Source organism: Neobacillus niacini NBRC 15566, assembly GCF_001591505.1.
GTDB lineage: Bacteria > Bacillota > Bacilli > Bacillales > Cytobacillaceae > Neobacillus > Neobacillus niacini.
Map to the genome: position 1 here is coordinate 1 of NZ_BCVA01000036.1, position 18,440 is coordinate 18,440.

Consider the following 18,440-nt stretch of genomic DNA (forward strand, 5'->3'; position numbering starts at 1 on the left):
GATGCATGAGGACGATCCTGTTGCCTTTTTAGCTTGTGTCTAAATAAAGGTGCCACCTGTCTAGTAAGTGCACCAATATGTATTAGTGGAACCATGCTAACCCTCCCCATAGCACCCTTTTTAAAAGATCATACCAATAAGTAATTTAATCCACCCGAAAAACGCAATCCATAACGGGATACTTAGAGAGGTACCCCAAACTAGTCCATAAGCGAAATTTCCTTGCTCGTCCATAGAAATCCACTCCCTGATAATAGTTGTAATTTAAGTTCTACAGTATCTTTTCCCGTTAATAGATATATTAAACTATAATACTCTCCGGCTTCTGTCGATGGGACTTGGAGGCAGCCCTAATTAAAGGTTGAAAGTACCACATTCTAAAATAAAACCTGTTAAGGTAGTTGGATAAATATGTTAATATGTAGAGGGTATGCAGGGTGTGTTCATTAAACTTTTACTGAATGGAGAAATGAGTGGAGGGGTGTATGAATGAAATTGGTGAACAAACTGCCAAAGAGTGATCCTCATTTGCATCTGGACTTAATTAACAGTGATTGGGTTCCAATGAAAGAACCTAAAAATTTAATCAGTGCTATTTTGTTATCGATTCCTTTAATGATTGTCGCTGCCATGATCTCGATTGGGATGATTACTATCTTTTCTCCCCTTTCCTTAAGCGATTTCGGAATGACATCCGGTACCATATCAATATCCATTAACGTAGGCATTATATTTTGGCTAGTTTTATTTGTGATCCTTCATGAATTACTTCATCTGATTTTCGTTCCTCATTTTATTCAATCCAAAAAAACATATGTAGGTCTAACTCTTTTTGGAGGGTTTGTTGTAACGGAGGAGGAGATTTCAAAATCAAGATATCTCTTCATTACGATTGCTCCTTTCATGATTATTTCAATCATTTTGCCATTACTATTAGGTATATTTGGACTATTAACTCCGACATTAAAATTTTTAATCATTCTAAACGCTATGGCCTCATCCGTTGATCTCCTTAATCTCATTCTGATAATGAAACAGGTTCCGCAGCATGCCATTTTAAAAAATAATGGGGCCAATACTTATTGGAAACGAGGATAATTTTAGTTGGGGATTTCGACATATATTTTATAAAAAAAACAGTTCAATATTCTTTATTCATAAGGGTTTAGAGCGCTTTTAATTAAACGTTTAGTTGGTTTTCATAGTGTAGAAGTTTGTCAGGAAACCTACCTTTCTAGTTTCTATTGTCATTTTTAAGGATCATTTGTCCTTTATGTTAGCTTTTTTTCACCAATAAATTTACCTAAAAAAAGAGAAAATCCCTTCAAATAAGGGATTAAATTGATTTTAATTAAACGTTTAGTTGGTAAAATTATGGCTAACCAAACGTTTGATTAGATTCGCTGTAACCGTTGTTATATCAACATTTTTGTAATTTTACAGACATGTAGATTGTCGAAGTCGGGGATAAGTAGAAAAGAGTGAAAGTATACTTGATTACCAGGTTCCTTATGCGTAAAATTCAATTTAAAGGGGGTGCTTACAGTTGGATAATCACTTACGACTATCTGATACTTCTTCCACTCATGCAAAGCCTAATATTGGAAAGGCGATACTTTGCATGGGGCGAAACCGTTAACATTATCGCTCAAAAGGCTTTTCTACTATTTTGGCTTTGCACCTTATTTTTCAAAATCAAAATAAGGAGCGAGCAAAATTGAAATATATGAATGCAAACCACGTTTTACCCGAAAAGCTCATTGTAGAAATTCAAAAGTATGTCCAGGGAGAAACTCTTTATATACCTAAGCCGGAAACGGAGTATCAGAAATGGGGAACCTCAAGCGGCGGAAGACGGATGCTTGATCGCCGTAATGAAACCATTCGAAATTCTTTTATTAATGGCAGCAGTATTCAGCAGCTGGCTGAGGAATATTACCTTTCCACTGAAACCATTAAAAAAATTGTTTATTCACATAAAAAGTAGACGAACAGCACTGGTGAAGCTCTTTCATCGGTGCTTTTTCTTATGTAAGGCTGTGTTAATTTTAAGAATCTAAATAAACGGAAAAATCTCGCTTAACTAGTAATAATTCATAAAAGTAGCCTATATAGACGGAGAGATTCCGCCTGTTGACCCGAAATACGTGAAAACGGATAAATTTGCTTTGCTTAACCGGAAAACCTCCCCTTATTAACCCTGAAACAGGCTCCATTCTGCATTTAACCGGAAAGTCTCCGCTTATCTTTCTTCGCTGGTTACTGGAGCGGAAACCAACAGCCTTATTTAACATAGCCTTATGTAAAAAACGTGTATAAGTCATTTTTTCTATAGTAGAAGATTGCTGTATTATTTAAAATAAATGTAGCCAAATGATTGGAGATAGATAGAATGACTGAAAAATTCATTAAAAATGAACAGTTAAATTTTATAAAAAAGCAGATCGCTTTTATTAAAGACAGTACTAAAAAGAACATTCCCCAAAATGTTTTGGCTTCTGTAATTGAATTAGCGAATGCCAAAATCTTAGAGCACTTTCCAAATGTATCATTGGAACAACAAGAAATGCTGAATCTTTCTAACCTGAAAACAGATAAAGAATACGAGCAATATATCCAGCATCTTTCAGGCTATTTGCTGCCCTTTCCAACCATCACCGAGCAGCAACTGAAAAAAATGTTTCCGAAACATAAAAAACTTAAACTGCCTGATTTATCAACGATAGACCACAGCCAGTTGACCTATTTAAGTTGGAATGATCTGAGATCCAATAAGAAATTTATTGTCTATGAGCTCGAGGGGGAAATGGTCGGCATTGAATGTGAATTTGCTCCAACGAGTAAAAAAAATCTTTGTTCCTTTTGTAATAGTTTTGGTGAGGTTGCCTATTTTTCCACGGTAACAAAAGCGAAAAAGTCGAATAACCCGGATTATTACAAGGCCATCGGAAATCTTATTTGTGCCGACAGCTGCGAATGCAATAAAAAGATAACCAATGTCGATTATTTAGCAAGTTTTCTAGAAGACTCGCTAGGAAAATGATGACTTCCGATTGTCTCCTATAGCAACGGTCGCATATCGTTCTCGTTTGATTTGGTCTACATTTCAGAGTACACTTTGTATATTGTAATTTTGAGCAGGTGCAAACATGAACAGTAGACAGAAGGAATTGTTGAGATTGTTGCTTCTTCATGAGGAAGGGGCATTACAAATAAAAGATTTGGCCGAGGAACTGAGTTGTGCGGAGAAGACGGTGCGGAATGATTTGGACCGGCTTGAAGAGTTTTTAGAGGAATACGAAAGCGCGCATTTGTACCGTAAGCCTGGGATTGGAATCGGGATTGAAATCGATGAGCACGACCGCTCGGAAATCATGCGCAGTCTGTTAATGAATGAGCCGAAGACACTGGAAGAGCGCTTGTTTGAAATGGCTTTTCAGTTGTTAACGAGTCGGAAGCCTCTCACGCTCCAGTATTGGGCGGACCGCTATTATGTGCCGAAGGCCTCCATAAAAAGAGATATTGAAACGATTACCAATTGGCTGAAGCGCTTTGGACTTGAGTTGATTTCAAAGCAGCGGCTAGGGAATGTCGTTCAAGGTCCAGAGTTGAAAAAACGCAACGCTTTGGCCCACTTACCAGAATTAATTCCTGCTTTTTCGAACGGAACCAACGTCGTGCTCGATTTATTTTTGCCTTATGAAATCGACGCCGTAAGAAAGGCCTTACTCGACATGCAACATACCTATTCTATCGCTTATACCGATGAGGCATTGGATAGTTTATTGGTGCATGCTTTGATTATGGTGAAACGGACGAGGCAAAAATCACCGGTTTTTATTGAGCAGAGCGAAACGGCGGCAACTCCTGCACATAAAGAGTATCAGTATGCCACATGGCTTTTCCATCAGCTGGAAGCGGCCTTTGGGTTGAAATTTCCAGATGAGGAAAAGGTGTACTTTACCTGGCATTTGATTAGCGCGAAACGGATGGGAGAGGGTCCGCAGCAGGATCTTCCATACAATCAAGAAACAAGTAAAGTGGTTCAAGCGCTGATGGAGAGAATGGCGAAGTTGACGCTCTTTCCTTTTGAGAAGGATTTGATCTTACGGAATGGTCTTATGGTCCATATGCATTCGGTCATTAGTCGCATTCGCTATCACTTTACGATTACCAATCCGCTGCTTGCGAATATTAAGCGAATGTATCCGTACATGTTCAGTATGGTTATTTTGTCTTTAGAGGAAATCGGAAAAACCTTTGATATCGAAATCCCAGAAGATGAGGCGGCGTATATTCTCCTACATTTTCAAGCCTCTATTGAACGGCTCGAAGGGAAGCGTGAGTCTGAGAAAAAGAAAGCACTCATTGTTTGTCATATGGGAATTGGGATGTCCCATTTGCTGGAGGCGAAAATTGAGCAGCAATATCATGACATTGAGGTAGTCGCTTGTGTCGGGAAAGCGGAGGTCCATGAGTTTTTAAAACAGAATTCCGTTGATTTTATCATTACCACCGTCCCGCTTGAAAAGGGCATAACAGATACCATTGTGATTTCCCCGCTGTTTGGCCAGGAGGATAAAAAGAAATTAAGTCAGTTCGTGGAGAAGATCCATGTTCGTCAAACCCAAAACACGTTCTTGCCTTTTTTACATGAGGAGCTAGTGTTTTTCAACCTTCATAAGATTCACCGTTACGAGGTTGTTGAAACGCTGGCCATGGCCCTTTATGAGAAGGGGTATGTTCAAAAAGAGTTTATTTATAGCGCGGTAAAGCGTGAACAGAAATCGGCAACCGCTGTTGGAGGCGGAATTGCGATTCCCCATGGGGATCCTGGGCTTATTCGGAAGCCGGTTTTAGCAGTAGCAGTCTTAGATGAACCGTTGACTTGGGGGGATGAGAACGTCTCGCTTGTTTTTATGATTGCGCTCACTAAGGAAAATCAAGGTGAGATTCGTGAAATCATTGGGAAGATTTCTTCGTTGAGTGAATCGCCGCTTTTGGTGCATGAGTTGACTGAGACACAGAACTTTGAGCGGTTTATACAGGTGTTGAGGGAAAAGTAAGATTTAGGAGAAAAGCAGTGGGCATAAGGCTCACTGTTTTTTTGATTTTCGAGTAGGTATGATTATAGGCGGAGAATTTTCCGCTAATGTAAACAGAGGAGGCTTAAGAAGCAGATATAAGCGGAGATATTCGGGTTAACGGCTCTAAGTAAGCCAAAATCCAAGGATTTGAATCATATTACCGGAAAAGCTCCGTTTATTTTGAAGGATATAGGGGCATTTTCCCATTTAACCGGAATTCCTCCGATTATTTTTCACACACAGTGAACCGCCATGTTTTAAATAAACACATTTTACCGCAACTTCTGGTAAAAATATAAAAAAATTACCGGACATGAAAGCGTTATGATTTAAGTAAGCAATAACTGAATTTATTTTAGAAGTAGGAGGAACGAGCATGGCAAAAATATTAGCTGTTACAGCTTGTCCTGTTGGTATTGCTCATACGTATATGGCTGCTGAGAACTTGCAAAAGGCAGGCAAAGCGTTGGGCGTCGATATAAAGGTTGAGACACAAGGTTCCATCGGTGTTGAGAATGCATTAACGGAGCAGGATATTGCCGAAGCAGATGGCATTATCATTGCAGCGGATAAAGAAGTACCAAAGGAGCGTTTTGCTGGTAAAAAGGTAATTATTACTGGTGTTCAAGATGGCGTTCATAAGCCGGAAGAACTGATTAATAAGGTGTTAAGCCCAGAAGCCCCTGTCTATAAGCCTGAAATGGCAGGTGCTAGCAAGTCGAGCGCGAGTGCGAAAAAAGAAAATCCGATTTACAAGCACTTGATGAGCGGTGTTTCGTACATGGTTCCCTTCATCGTTGTTGGTGGATTGTTAATTGCGCTTGCATTGACGCTTGGCGGCCAACAAACTCCAGGGGGAATTGTGATTCCAGAGGATTCCATTTGGTCAAAGGTTAGTGCACTTGGTGGCACAGCGTTCATGTTCATGGTACCGATTTTGGCAGGTTTTATTGCCGTTAGTATCGCCGACCGTCCGGGACTTGTACCGGGGATGATTGGTGGTTATATTGCGGCCAATGGTAGTTTTTATGGAAGTGAAGCGGGCGCAGGATTTATCGGTGGTATTATTGCCGGTTTCTTAGCTGGTTATGTGGCGCTCGCCATTAAGAAGATTAAGGTTCCAAAAGCGGTACAACCTGTCATGCCAATTATCTTTATTCCGATTATTTCGTCGGTCATTGTTGGATTATTGTTCATTTATGTTATTGGTGCGCCAGTTGCTTCAGTCTTTGAGTCATTGACAACTTTGTTAGCCGGTATGCAAGGTGGAAGTTCGATTTTATTAGCGATTATTCTTGGTGGAATGATTGCGATTGATATGGGTGGTCCATTTAACAAGGTTGCATTCCTTTTCGGTTCTGCGATGATTGGGGAAGGAAACTACGAAATCATGGGACCGATTGCGGTTGCGATTTGTATCCCGCCAATTGGTTTAGGTCTTGCAACGTTTATTAATAAACGTAAATTCCGTCCAACGGAAAGAGAAGCAGGGAAGGCTTCCTTTACAATGGGACTATTCGGGATTACCGAAGGGGCCATTCCATTCGCTGCCCAAGATCCACTTCGTGTTATTCCAAGTATCGTTGTTGGATCAATGGTTGGTTCCGTGATTGCCATGCTATCAAGTGTAGGGGACAGAGTAGCACATGGCGGACCGATTGTCGCGGTGTTAGGTGCGGTTGATAACGTGGTTATGTTCTTTATTGCCGTGATTGCTGGTGTGCTTGTAACCGCGTTTATGGTTATTGCATTGAAAAAGAATGTTGATGGTGAAGTGGCTGTTGCTGGCGCTGGTGCAGCGGGTACGGTTGCAACACCGGTACGTGAAGAAAAGGTTGAACAGCCGGCCGTTTCTGAAACAGAAATAAAGAAGTTAACCGATATTACTAGTGAATTCTTAATCGAAACTGATTTAGCAGGTACGACGCGTGATGACGTCATTGATGAGTTGATTGCAAAATTAGATGCGAGTGGCGTATTAAGTTCGAAGGAAGAATTTAAACAAGCGATCTTAAATCGTGAAGAGCAAAGCTCAACGGGACTGGGAATGAACATTGCCATTCCGCACGGTAAATCCGCTGCGGTCAAACATCCAACCGTTGCCTTCGGAATCAAACGCGACGGTGTTGACTGGAAGAGCCTAGATGGCTCCTCTGCCAAGCTAATTTTCATGATTGCTGTTCCAGAAAAAGCAGCAGGCGATGCGCATTTAAAAATTCTCCAAATGCTTTCACGTAAGCTGATGGATGAAGACTTTAGAAATCAGTTATTGAAAACCACGACAAAAGCAGAGGCATACAAATTGCTAGAAGATATCCAATAAACTTGTTGAAAAGGGAGCGAAGAAAATTTGCTCTCTTTTCAGCTATCATAGAAGGGGAAGATTAATATGTACAAAACAGAACCAATTTTTTTACAACCGGTACTGCAGGAACGAATTTGGGGTGGCGAGAAATTACATACGGAGTTCCATTATGAAATTCCTTCCGCTCATACGGGGGAGGCATGGGTGATTTCCGCACATCCAAACGGACCAAGCATAATCAAAAATGGCCCATTAGCAGGTAAGACACTAGCTGATGCGTGGAAGGAACAAGGTGAGCTTTTTAACAAGGCTTCTAGTAACGAGGAAGAGTATCCTTTGCTGGTGAAAATTTTAGACGCTGCAGATGATTTGTCTGTCCAGGTGCACCCGAATGACCAATTCGCTCGTGAGGTGGAAGGTGTCCCTTATGGAAAAACAGAATGCTGGTACGTGGTCAGTGCAGAAGAAGGTGCAGAATTGGTGTTAGGCCACCATGCGAAAACCCAGGAAGAATTGGCTCAGATGGCCGAGCAAGGAGAATGGGATCAGCTGCTCAGACGGATCAAAGTCAAAGCTGGAGATTTTGTCTACGTTCCAAGCGGGACCATTCATGCGATTGGAAAAGGAATTGTTATCCTTGAGACACAGCAGAGCTCTGACATAACGTACCGTGTCTATGATTATGACCGAACTGATGCAGAGGGCAACAAGCGGGAATTGCATCTTGAACGTTCGATTCAAGTGACCACCGTTCCTCATCAGGATGCGATTGTTGAGCAAACCGAAACCGTTATTGGGGATTTGGTAGAGAAGAAGCTTGTTGAGGAGCAGTACTTTACTGTTTATCATTGGAACTTGAATGGGAAGGCCTCATTGGACATGACGAAGGATTTCTTGCAGGTAAGTGTCATTGATGGGCGAGCGACTTTAACTATTGGGGACAACAGTTTTGAGATTGAAAAAGGTACTCATTTTATTCTGCCGTATGGAATTGGGGGATATAGTTTATACGGTAAGGCGGAATTTATTGTGTCGCATGTGTAGTTTTTGGTCTGTCACTGCCCGGTTTTTGTCGATGATTGTTAGTCTCTAAGCGGACTTAATTGTGAGGTAGAGTTATACTGAAGATGGTGGTAACATTGGCTGGATCATTTATATAGAATGTTGCTAATTACTAAAAGATTAAGGATGAATTGCCAGAACCAAGAGATGAGGGAATTAGATGATTATCATTGAAAATGATTGGCTCAAGGTCAGTATTGAAAAACACGGAGCAGAAGTACGTAAAGTGACGCATAAGAAAAATGCTCTGGATTATATGTGGACAGGGGATGAGGCGTACTGGGGACGCGTTTCACCTGTTTTATTTCCGATTGTGGGACGGTTAAAGGAAGATCACTATCAACTGGATGGCCAGACCTACAAGATGTCACAGCATGGTTTTCTGCGTGACGTTGACTTCGATGTGGCCGAGCAGACTTCAACAACCGTTTCTTTTGAGTTTGAGTCTCTTGGACGCTTCACTCATGTGTATCCTTACGAATTTAAAGCGGTGATTCAGTACCGTCTTAAAGAGGACTCTCTGATTATTCAGTGGCAAATTCTAAATGAAAACAAGGAAGAGATGTATTTTTCCATTGGTGCACATCCTGCATTTAAGATTCCACTGTTTGAAAATGAAACCATTGAAGATTATCATTTGGAATTTACTCCGGTGGCAAATCAGAATGTGATGGAATATGAGATAAAGAATTCCCTCCTTCATGAGAAAGGAACAGCTCATGATCTTTCAACGATTCAACTCAAAAGCTCTCTATTTGCCAATGATGCTCTTATTTACAGCAATATCGATAAAGTCTCATTGGTATCGAATCAGTCAGGTTATGGTGTAGAAGTAATGTTTCGAGGTTTTCCGTTTGTTGGGGTTTGGTCAAAGTATGATGAAACCAATGATACAATTGCTCCGTTTGTTTGCATCGAGCCTTGGTATGGGATTGCGGATACAGCTGATACAACAGGTAACTTTAAGGAGAAGTTTGGGATGAATATGCTTGGTGTCGGGGAGACCTTTCAGGCTGAGTATGTAATGAAGTTTAAGTAATTGGACATGTTAATAGGAAATCCTAAGACCGTCTGACTTACCAATAAATCCTTTAGATTGTACCGTGTTTTTGGGTACATCTGAAGGGTTTTTATTTAGGAATTTCATCATGACACTATAATCAATTTTCCCTGTCAAAATTTTGATAAAGGGAAAATTGACTAGGTTTGATTTCTCAAAACATTCGTTTTAGTTTATCTGTTGGTGATTGAGAAGTGCTTCCAATATTTGTCGGTATTTGTCGAATTAGCACGGATAAAATTGTAAAAATATAGTGGAATATCTGGTAAAATAAATTAATAGGTCTTAAATTCTAGGTCTAAAATACTTGAAATTATAACGCTAGTACACAGACTAGGATTTATGCCTTAGGATTTGTGTTAGATGTAAGGGGGCTTTTTCCTGTTAAATTGGGAATATGCTCTTTATAGTAAAATATGTTTCAAGAAACATATAAAGAAGAATCTACCTGGAATTCATGTGGTGATTGTAAAGGGAATTATTAGAATAAGATAAATAATTGACTACTTTTTAATCGTTTATAGTTTACATAAGGCGGGAGCGTATTGGAAAAAGAGATTCTATTAAATCAACTTGAAAAGATCATTACTAACATAAATTCCTACAAAATAAATGGTGATGAAAAGAAAAATAGCATTAGTGCACTTGACTTTGAAATCTTAGAGAAACAGGTTAAAAACAGTGAATTTGTTATCACGGTAGTTGGAGCGATGAAATCAGGGAAGTCCTCTTTTACCAATGCCTTACTTGGGAATGATTTAATGCCAAACGAGAATCAGGCTTGTACTTTAACCTCAACCGATATTATTCATCAAGTGCATGATTTTAAAATTAAGAAAAGTTATGAATCCGGTAAAAATGAGATCATGCAAAGCGAAAATTTATCCTCCGTTTTTCATGAAGATGTCCGTAGAAGTAGGTCGGAAATTCAGAAGGAGTTCTATACATATAAGGTTAATCATCCAATTTATGGGTTGAGAAAATTTCCATTTCTTAATACGATTGATTTTATCCTTATGGATACTCCTGGCTTAAATGAGATGGAAGGTCTAGGGGTAAAAAAGGAAACAATTGAACAGGTTTTTTCAAATGCTTTGAAAAGAACGGATTTACTTCTTTTTATCATTGATGTTCAATATTATAAGGCTGAAGAAAATTTACAGATTATTGAGAAAATCAAAGAACTGCGTCCGGACCTTTTAAACCAAGTTGTGTTTGTTTTAAATAAAGTCGACAAGCTGAGAGACCGTGATGGAACTAGTAAAGATGTGGTACATAAGGTAAGAGAATTTTTTAACTCCTGGGGAGTAAACACGCGTTATTTTTACCCAGTTAGTGCAAGGAAAGCATTAATTGGTAGATTAGTTGAGCAAGATGCTCCTATTGAAAATTTTAAAGATGAAATCACATCCTTTCTTCCAACAAAGACCATTGAGATGGCAGGTCAAGCAGTTACAGTTCAGGTTCCTATTTCTTCCGCTTATCCACAATTGATTGAGGATAGTGGAATTATTGCTTTAGAAGATCAAATCTTAGAAGAAGCCTATCTTCAAGTTGAAAATAAATTACTTCAGTCTACCCTTGTTCGGCTCTCACAGCTTACAGATCAGGTAGATACAGCATTAAAAAATGGAATCAGTAGGAACCAAACAGAGATTTTAAAAGTGCAAAGCAATATTGATTATTTAAAACTTAGGTTATCTAGTTTGGAGAGTATACATGAAGAGGAAAGTAAGTACCGAAATGAACTAGAAGCTATATTACGGAGTATCCAGTCGCAGGCGGAGACGATGAGGAGGGAAATGCCCTACTCAAGTAAACTTACAGCTATGCCAGAAAAGAAATCTAGTTTTATATTTACATCCTCGTCAGATGCCCTTCAAGCAGGTATTAGCAAATTTGACGAATGGTTTTATAAGAATACTGAACCTAAATTTCAAAGTATCCTGTCTCACTATCAAGCTATGCTGGAATTTAATACTAATGAAAGTAACTACTTTTATATTATCAGTCAGTCGGTATCAAGAATTTTAAGAGCGATGAATCGTGTCATTTCTATTAATTCGAAAAAATTGCCGGATATAAAGTTTCATAACCTTATCGAGCGACTAGACATTCGTCCGCAAGGGCTTACTAACATACCATCAGTAGACTGGAAATATAAGCAGTTTTCAGAACAAGTTACCACAGATTCTAAGACCACAGAATGGGAAGAAAGTTTTCTTATCTTTTTTACCCAGAAAAGAAGTAAAACAGATTACGCCTATATTAGTACCGGTGCCTTAGGACGAGCTGAAAGACATATTCAAGCAACCTTGGATAAGTATAGTAAAGAGTGGCATTTGGATACGATTCAAAAGCGTTTTGTCGATACATCTAAGTATGTGCAGGAGATGGTCCTTAAGCCATTAACGCAATTACATAATAAGGTAACATCGTTAATAAAAGAAACTTCTGAAGAGTGTTTTCGATTAGAGTCGATCCTGGCCAATCTTCAGACAGAAGTAATCGATATGAAGGAATTAAAGGATGATGTTTGTTTCCGAACCGATATCGTATCCAGAAGAAAGTCAATTACAGTCACGGCGAAAAACCAAAATTTAGACTCCATTCTCTCTAAGGTAGAGAGTGGTACCACAATCTATTTAGATGAAGGTACATTTATCTTAAAACAGAACCATGAGTTGAATAAGAGTATTTCTATTGTTGGCTTAGGAATAGATTTATCAAAAATTAAGATTGAAACAGGAGCCGGAATCACAGTAAAGGGAAGTCAGGGTTTGTTTCTTGAAGGAATAACATTTGAAAGCTCTAAGGTCGAAAGGATAGCTGAGCTTGATTGTTTGGAGTTCTTCGCTGAGAGCTGCAAATTCGTTGGTAACCGCAGTCGAAGTGCGATTTTTATAAAGGGAAAAACGGAAGGCTTTATTCAAAGATCAAGTTTTTCTGCCTTTGATAATGGAATAACACTGCTTGAGCAAAGTAGAGTGAGAATAAGAAATAACGAATTTATAACAAATAATTGTGGGGTTCATTTGATTGACCACGGTTGGATAGAGCTTGCTGATAACGTATTTACAGACAATATAACGGGCGTTACATTTGGGGATTCTTCAAGTGGAGCCGTTGAGAGAAATAATCTTTCAAAAAATACCTTGGGAATGGTTATAAATGATTTTTCAAAGCCTGTCATTATGAACAATCAGTTTAATCACCAAAAGCAGTATGGAATTTCAATCAACAAACATGCAAATATCATAATTGATAAGAATCTTTTTACGAGTAACACCGTCGGTATAAACTGCTCAGATAATTCCAAAGCAGTGATTTCTAAAAATACGTTTTTACATAACCTCAAAGAAGGAATAAGGATTGGAGGTCATTCATCCGGAGAAATCAAAGAGAATCGAATTGAGCAGAACCATATAGGGATTACCATTGCTTCAAAAGGGTCAACCGAGTTGTCACAGAACCAAATAATAGGGAATTTAAAACATGGTGTTGTATGTAAACAAGGAAGTGTGCTGATGGCTAGCTCTAACCAAATTCAACTTAATCATGGCAATGGGTTGAAGTGTGAAGGAAATAGCCAAGTCACACTTCTGGAGAATATTTTCTCATCAAACCGAAACGGGATTCACCTTACAGGGCAGTCAAAGTTTGACCTTGTGAACAATCAATGCCTTGAAAATAAGGAAAATGGTATAACGATTCAAGATCAATCTATAGGGCGCATCCATCATAATCAGTTTAACCAAAACAAGAATGGAATTCATTTATCCGGGAAGTGCAGGGTATTTTTAGTTGAAAACCACAGCAATGATAATATGGAAAATGGAATTGTCTGCCAAAATAAGGTATCTGGGAAAATTTCAAATAACTCGTGCCAAGGAAATGGATCATACGCCATCCTCCTAGAAAAACCACTTCTCATTCATCTTAGGAAAAATAGTGGTAAAGGTAAGATCGAGCGTCTATCCTCCATCCACTATTGGTTTAATCAATGCAGAAAAGCACTATCAAATCTTAGAGCCATCATAAAGAAAAAGGAGATTTTCCACAATGAGTATTAAAAAAATTCAATCCTTACTTGCTGAAACAGAAAGTATTATCCAATATATCTCTCAAGATCAATTTTTGAAAAAAGATGAAAGAGCATTAGCGATATTATCAAATACGAAGAAAAACTTAACAGATAAGAGGTATGTCGTTTCTGTCATAGCAGCAATGAAGGCAGGAAAGTCGACAACATTTAATGCTTTACTTGGTCGGGACGTATTACCGAACGAAACAGAGGCATGTACAGCTGCCATTACAGAAATTAAACATTCTGAACAAGCAAGTTCTTATGTACAGAAGATATTCCGTAATGGTGAAGTGGTGAAAATTGTTAGCAGTGGAGACAGAACGTTAGAGGAAAATTTCTTGCAAGATGTTCGGGAAAGCCGAAAGAAAAACGAAGTAGCTAGTATCGAAAAGTACTTTTTAGAAAGTCCAATCTTAGCGATTGAGAAATCTCCTTATCGGGATATTGTGCAGAACTTTATCCTTGTTGATACTCCTGGACCAAATGAAGCAGGAGATGGACAGTTTGATGTGACTGAGTTACAGAGAATAGGTCTTGAAAAATTAAGAGACTCTGATGCCTTAATCATGCTATTTGACTATCAAACTTTTAAGTCTGATACAAACGCAACCATTCTCCAAAATATCTTTGAGAATCGTGAAGATTTAGAGAAGGACCAAGAGAAAATATATTTCCTTATTAACAAAATAGATGCGATGCGTGAACGTGATGGATCAGTTGAAGGGGTAATTGAAAATGTCAAACAACTTATCCGGCAATATGCCCCTGTAATAAAAGACCCACAAGTTTTTGCCTTTTCTGCTAAGCAGGCAAACCTTGCTCGGGCAGTGTTAACGGGTACAGCAACGAGTGAGTTGAAAAGGGAAATGAAAGATAGCTATGGTTCGAAGTATACGAAAGAAATTCAGCACGAGGGAACTACTTTTACAGTGATACCTGAGCCAGATTCTTTTGCCCAGCAATTACTTGAGGATAGCAACATACTTACTATTGAAGAAAAGATTATTGAACGCATGTTCTACCAGTCTAGTGAAAAAATGATTCATAATGCTATCGAGCGGCTTAACCAAGTAACAGGTAACATTTTGAATTCTGTACAAGCTCAAATTGATCTTTCTACTCAAAATGCTGAAGGACTTCACGCTTCTGTTGAAGGAAGTAAAAAGAAAATTGATTTACTTAGAAATGAAGGAGAGTTCTTAAAGGCTATTCCAAGAAAGAAATTTTCCGAACTAATCGAAAAAATCAACACCATCCTACGCGGAATACAGGGTAATGTTGATAAGGCAATTGAAAATAATATGCCTTCCCGCAGAGTAGTAGAAGGGACAGATGAAAATACTTTGCGACAACAAGTCCAAGCCATTCAACAGACCATGGTACAGGGCGTGCAGTTAACTCTGAATCGGGATGTGGATAAAATCCAACGTCTCGTTATGGATTATCAAACTCAAATCAATCAGGAACTTAATCAAGGATTCCAAGCACTTTCTCACAAAGCGAACGATTTGATTGGGAATTCCATGTCGTTAAAATTTCAGGTGTTCAATATGGGAGATATATCAAAGAATATATCCTTAGGAAGTGATATCCAAGTACAAGAGGAAACCATTAGTGTTCCTGGAGATGATAGTGGTACGATGATGTCAAGAATTATCAAAGGAGCAGGTATTGGACTTGGAGCTGGTATTGTTATTCCCGGTGCAGGGAACATTTTGGGAGCAGTTATTGGAGGGTTAGGCGGTTTATTAACTCACTTCTTGTCAGGGGATGCGGATGTTCGTGAATCACTGAAGGTTTATAAAATTCAGTTAGACCCAATGAAGGAAGAAATGGTGAAGCGTTCAAAAGAATCAGTAAAAGGTGTTATTAAGGAACTTGAAAAAGAAATTAATGCTTCTAGAGAAAATTATATAAAGTATATCGAAGCACAACTGGATATCTTTATCAATAACCTGAAAGAGCAGCTCGACACTATCTTATCTGAGTACAATAAGAATAGAGAAAATATCCAACAACATTTGTCCAATATGGAGTCCATAAAAGAAACCATTCACTATTATATAAAAGAGATTAAGGTAATTGAAGCATTAGAAGATGAAAAGGTTTCTAATTAAAACTTTTAAACAGGCTGATCAGTTGGTTAGCCTGTTTTTTTACAGAGATTTCCAAATTAGGAGGTCCAACTATGGCATTTCTAAAGGATACGGGAAAAGTGTTAGGTGAGATTGCAGGGTATGTAACAGGTGAGCCTTTGAAATATTTAGGTAAAAAGATTAATAGCGAATATATCCAGGAAATCGGAAAGGAAATAAAAAAAGCAACCGAGAATACTGGTTCGATGCTAGGGAATGTAGCAGAAGGCACGTGGGAAACATCTTCAGGAATAATAAATACGGATAATGAAAAAAGAGATGCGGGATTAAATGAACTAAAAAAATCTGCAGCCACTATGGCAAAGGGAGTAGGTGGATCCCTTAAAAATACATATAGTAACGGGAAAGATGTGGTTACTGGAATTACAACAAACAATAGGGATCAACTTCTACAAGGGGCTAAGGGTTTAGGAAAAACAGCAGCCGTTGCTACCCTTACTTTTGGTGTCTTAGATGCGTTGGATATTATGGATTTTGATGGAGTAGATGACAAAGTAGAAGCATCAATGTTCGATCAAGATGACAATTTACTATTAAAGCTAGATAATACTGATTATGGTAATAGCCATGAGCCGCTGATTCAATTAGATACACGTAATGAGGCTCTTGATGGAGGGAGCCATTCCGTAACGGGTATTGAGTTTGAATTACAATCTGTCACTCTTCCATCTGGCCAACAAGTAGAAGGGGTATTCCCAGAGTTTGATAGTGAATACACCATTTCCCTGCCGGAATCCATGTACTTAGATAGTGATAATACTCAGTTTTCCTATGCTAACCAGTCATTAGATGAATCTATTAACCAGAATCCTAATTTAGAACATCAGTTCACGGATGATCAACTTAAGCAAATTGATTCCAATACAACACCTGATGGATATGTTTGGCACCACGATGCAGAGCCGGGCAAGTTGGAATTAGTAGATGAAAAAATCCACGCAGAAACGGGACATACTGGTGGAAGAGAGATATGGGGCGGTGGAAGCGAATATCGTAAATAGCTTAGCAAATACAATCGCCACGAACGGAGAAAACTATCATCTCATAGATTAAGGAATTTCTTTACGAGCTTCTTTTTCAGTATAAATAGAATCAAAAGGAAAATATCTAATATTAAGGTAATTCTTAACCGAAAAGCGTCATATTTTAGGAAATCCTTAGGCCGTATGACTTCCCAATAAATCCTTTAGATTGTACCGAGTTTTAGCGTACATCTAAAGGATTTTTATTTTGGAAATTCGTCATGAATATGGTAACGGGACCATATTAAACTAATTTCGACTATTTTTGACAAATACGGTCATTAAATCAAATTACCCATCGTAACCTGTAGTAGTAAATATTATCGGGGACTTTCAACTTAGAGTGATTAGGAGTAGAGATTATTTTGACTACAGATTTATTTTTAGATGGAGAATTAATGCTAAGCAGGAAAGAAACTCACGGAAAAAACAAGCAGCCAAAGGATATACCAGCGTTCACTTCAAGAATGGAAAAGCGGGAATATTATAAGAGTGTTAATCATTTTGATATCCGGAATGTCTTAGATGTGAAAGGATTCTTAAACGATATCCGTGACAATTGGAATACATATGTAGCAAAGGTGAGTCAATGGATTCAGAAAAATCCAGTAAAAAGATTAGTTGTGACGGGGATTTTTACCGTAGTTCTAGGGATTTCCTCCATCACGGCGAATGCACAGCCTTTGATAGAGGAATATACCTATCAGGTAAAAAGTGGTGAAAAAATCGAGACTATTGCTGCAAAACATGGTGTTACCCCACAAGAAATATTAGATGCTAATGGGGTGACTTCCATTGCAGGAAAGAAAATATTATTACCAAAAGTAACAGACCAAATCGTTACCGCCACTGTACTGAATATTCGTTCGCAGCCGACCACAAAAAGTAGTATTATCGGAAAGTTTAAAAAAGGTGAAGTGGTTAAGATTGCATTTAAAGAAAATGGATGGGCGGGTATTCTGGTTAAAGGAAGAGTTTGTTTTGTGAGTATGGATTATCTTACAACCAAACAAACAGTTGAATCACGTCCAACTGCAAAAACCATGTATGTAACGGCAACATCGTTGAGAGTAAGGCAGGCTGGTTCTATGAGCAGTGCGATCCTTGGTTCTTTAAAATTAAACGATCGTGTGGCCGTGGTATCCACTTCTAATGGTTGGGCTAAGATTGATTTTAATGGAAAAGTTGCGTATGTGAGTGCAACCTATTTAACGAATGAAGAATCTAAACAAACAACTAATGATCCGGTGATTGAAACAAACACTTTTGTGATTAAAAGTGGTGATACTTTTACAAAAATCGCTAAAAAAGCAGGTGTGTCTGTGGCACAGATTCAAAAATTAAATCCAGGTGTTGAACCAACAAAGTTGAAAATTGGACAAATCATCAAGATTCCTTCCACTACTGAAGCTGCGGCCAACCAAATAAGAGTAACGGCTCAAATCGGTGGAGTGGACCCTAAAGGAACCTTTCGTTTTATCACGGCAGATGGTACCACCCATGACGCCAAAGCGTCGGGCAACTTGATCAATGAATTATTTGACCTTAAAGGTAAGGAAGTCACATTATCTTTGGAAGGTAAGAGAGGGCAATTATTGAATTTAGTTTCCATTGTGTAGGTAGTCAAGGTAGAGGCCAGTTTTTGAAACTGGTCTCTTTAA

The 18,440-nt window shown here is 38.6% G+C and carries 11 protein-coding genes; all 11 read left to right on the plus strand.

Annotated features, from left to right (window positions below):
- Positions 1-489: 489 nt before the first annotated feature.
- The 11 genes from BANA01_RS21095 to BANA01_RS21150 all read left to right on the plus strand — a co-directional run bounded on the left by BANA01_RS21095 (position 490) and on the right by BANA01_RS21150 (position 18,398).
- Positions 490-1,098, plus strand: coding sequence for a DUF3267 domain-containing protein (locus tag BANA01_RS21095; protein WP_034673028.1), 609 nt, complete (start codon positions 490-492; stop codon positions 1,096-1,098).
- A gap of 619 nt (positions 1,099-1,717) precedes the next feature.
- Positions 1,718-1,987, plus strand: a complete 270-nt coding sequence (locus BANA01_RS21105; RefSeq protein ID WP_034673023.1) for a CD3324 family protein — start codon at positions 1,718-1,720, stop codon at positions 1,985-1,987.
- 405 nt (positions 1,988-2,392) lie between these two features.
- A complete protein-coding gene (locus BANA01_RS21110) occupies positions 2,393-3,043 on the plus strand; it encodes a FusB/FusC family EF-G-binding protein (RefSeq protein WP_034673021.1) in 651 nt (216 codons plus the stop codon).
- A 106-nt stretch (positions 3,044-3,149) separates the two neighbouring features.
- Entirely contained in the window at positions 3,150-5,066 is a 1,917-nt protein-coding gene (locus BANA01_RS21115) for a BglG family transcription antiterminator (protein WP_034673020.1), read from the plus strand.
- 397 nt (positions 5,067-5,463) lie between these two features.
- Positions 5,464-7,410, plus strand: a complete 1,947-nt coding sequence (locus BANA01_RS21120; protein ID WP_034673017.1) for a PTS fructose transporter subunit IIABC — start codon at positions 5,464-5,466, stop codon at positions 7,408-7,410.
- A 66-nt stretch (positions 7,411-7,476) separates the two neighbouring features.
- Positions 7,477-8,436, plus strand: a complete 960-nt coding sequence (gene manA / locus BANA01_RS21125) for a mannose-6-phosphate isomerase, class I (protein ID WP_034673015.1) — start codon at positions 7,477-7,479, stop codon at positions 8,434-8,436.
- Between the two features lie 178 nt (positions 8,437-8,614).
- The gene (locus tag BANA01_RS21130) at positions 8,615-9,493 is read left to right on the plus strand and encodes an aldose 1-epimerase family protein (RefSeq protein WP_034673013.1); all 879 of its coding nucleotides are present in this window, start codon (positions 8,615-8,617) and stop codon (positions 9,491-9,493) included.
- A 566-nt stretch (positions 9,494-10,059) separates the two neighbouring features.
- Positions 10,060-13,587, plus strand: coding sequence for a right-handed parallel beta-helix repeat-containing protein (locus BANA01_RS21135; protein ID WP_034673011.1), 3,528 nt, complete (start codon positions 10,060-10,062; stop codon positions 13,585-13,587).
- Complete coding sequence (locus BANA01_RS21140; RefSeq protein ID WP_034673010.1) at positions 13,577-15,718, plus strand: dynamin family protein; 2,142 nt, start codon at positions 13,577-13,579, stop codon at positions 15,716-15,718. The genes BANA01_RS21135 and BANA01_RS21140 overlap by 11 nt, the downstream gene beginning before the upstream one ends.
- 71 nt (positions 15,719-15,789) lie before the next feature.
- Positions 15,790-16,758, plus strand: a complete 969-nt coding sequence (locus BANA01_RS21145) for an HNH endonuclease (RefSeq protein WP_052106278.1) — start codon at positions 15,790-15,792, stop codon at positions 16,756-16,758.
- A 386-nt stretch (positions 16,759-17,144) separates the two neighbouring features.
- Positions 17,145-18,398, plus strand: coding sequence for an SH3 domain-containing protein (locus BANA01_RS21150; protein WP_063254617.1), 1,254 nt, complete (start codon positions 17,145-17,147; stop codon positions 18,396-18,398).
- Positions 18,399-18,440 lie beyond the last annotated feature (42 nt).

Coding starts and splice junctions, on each gene's coding strand:
- BANA01_RS21095 (WP_034673028.1), top strand. CDS start 490: ATGAAATTGGTGAACAAACTGCCAAAGAGTGATCCTCATTTGCATCTG.
- BANA01_RS21110 (WP_034673021.1), top strand. CDS start 2,393: ATGACTGAAAAATTCATTAAAAATGAACAGTTAAATTTTATAAAAAAG.
- BANA01_RS21115 (WP_034673020.1), top strand. CDS start 3,150: ATGAACAGTAGACAGAAGGAATTGTTGAGATTGTTGCTTCTTCATGAG.
- BANA01_RS21120 (WP_034673017.1), top strand. CDS start 5,464: ATGGCAAAAATATTAGCTGTTACAGCTTGTCCTGTTGGTATTGCTCAT.
- manA (WP_034673015.1), top strand. CDS start 7,477: ATGTACAAAACAGAACCAATTTTTTTACAACCGGTACTGCAGGAACGA.
- BANA01_RS21130 (WP_034673013.1), top strand. CDS start 8,615: ATGATTATCATTGAAAATGATTGGCTCAAGGTCAGTATTGAAAAACAC.
- BANA01_RS21140 (WP_034673010.1), top strand. CDS start 13,577: ATGAGTATTAAAAAAATTCAATCCTTACTTGCTGAAACAGAAAGTATT.
- BANA01_RS21145 (WP_052106278.1), top strand. CDS start 15,790: ATGGCATTTCTAAAGGATACGGGAAAAGTGTTAGGTGAGATTGCAGGG.